The organism is Dehalobacter sp. (genome assembly GCA_023667845.1).
Classification (GTDB): Bacteria; Bacillota; Desulfitobacteriia; order Desulfitobacteriales; family Syntrophobotulaceae; genus Dehalobacter.
In genome coordinates, this window is the sequence record JAMPIU010000045.1 from 1 (window position 1) to 1,427 (window position 1,427).

2 protein-coding genes are annotated in these 1,427 nt (G+C 43.2%); both read left to right on the top strand.

Features of this window, described 5'->3' with window-relative positions; genetic code table 11:
• On the top strand, positions 1-926 hold a 926-nt coding region (locus NC238_02105), incomplete at its 5' end, for an alpha/beta hydrolase (GenBank protein MCM1564751.1).
• Between the two features lie 236 nt (positions 927-1,162).
• The coding region (locus tag NC238_02110) for a glycogen debranching enzyme N-terminal domain-containing protein (protein ID MCM1564752.1) at positions 1,163-1,427 on the top strand (265 nt) is incomplete at its 3' end.

Genomic DNA, 1,427 nt, shown 5'->3' on the forward strand with positions numbered 1-1,427 from the left:
CATTTTTAGAAAAGGTAAACAAGCAGGGTGGAACGCCAATCTACCAGCTCTCACCGAAAGATGCCCGTAAAGTCCTTTCGGATTTGCAGGCTGCTCAGGTAGCAAAACTACCTGCAGACATTAACGATCTGGACATTCCAGTCGGTCCTGAGGGGCGGGTTTCGGTTAGAATAATCAGGCCAAAAGGAAATAAAGAAATCCTGCCAGTCGTGATGTATTTTCACGGTGGGGGCTGGGTGCTTGGAGGCAAAGATACACATGACCGATTAGTTCGGGAAATCGCAAACGGAGCTAATGCCGCGGTTGTATTTGTCAATTTCACGCCGTCTCCAGAAGCAAAATACCCGACGCCAGTAGAAGAGGCGTACGCAGCAACAAAATACGTTTCAGAAAACGGGGAAAAACTCAACCTGGATAGTTCAAGGCTCGCAGTTGCTGGTGACAGTGTAGGCGGAAATATGGCGGCATCTGTTTTACTTCTGGCAAAGGAGCGGGGTGGCCCAAAAATTGATTATCAGGTGCTCTTCTACCCTGTGACCGATGCTAATTTTGATACCCAGTCTTATCAGCAGTATTCAACCAGTATCTGGCTCACCCGTGAAGCTATGAAGTGGTTCTGGGAGAATTATTTGCCTGATGAAGAAGCACGTAAGCAGCCGACAGCCTCCCCGTTACAGGCATCACTTGACCAGCTAAGGGGACAACCTCCGGCTCTTATTATAACTGATGAAAATGATGTGCTCCGCGACGAGGGTGAAGCCTATGCCCATAAACTGATACAAGCTGGTGTGAATGTTACAGCCGTTAGATATATGGGAACTATACACGATTTCGTGATGTTAAACGCACTTGCGGGCACACCTGCAACTTGCAGCGCAATTGGCCTGGCGAACGAGAGCCTCAGGGCAGTTTTCGCAAAATCATAATTTTGTGGCTGCTTCCCGACGGTGTAATCTCAAATCATAGATCTCAAATATATCATAGATCTTGACATAATAATACGATCTATCAAGATTATATTTATAAATATAATAAAATAACTTTAAATATATACAAAAATGATAGAACTAAAAAACATATAAAAATGGGTCACTAGTTCTGGATAAGCTTGTTTTTTTCCAAACGTATAGATATTTAATAAATCAATTATAATTAAATATATATGAGCGGGGGCAGGCTTGGAGCAGATTTTCTTTCAACGTATGAGGAAGGAATAAAAAGAGAATGGATTATAGGAAACGGGCTTGGAGGATATGCTTCCTCTACAGTAATAGGAGCAGACACAAGGACTTACCACGGGCTGCTTGTAGCTGCTCCAGAGAATTCTCCTGGAAGGCTTTTGTTGCTTTCTTCCCTTGATGAGGAAATCTCTATTGATGAAGAAATGTATAAACTCGCGGTCCATAAATTTCCTGACAAAACTTTTC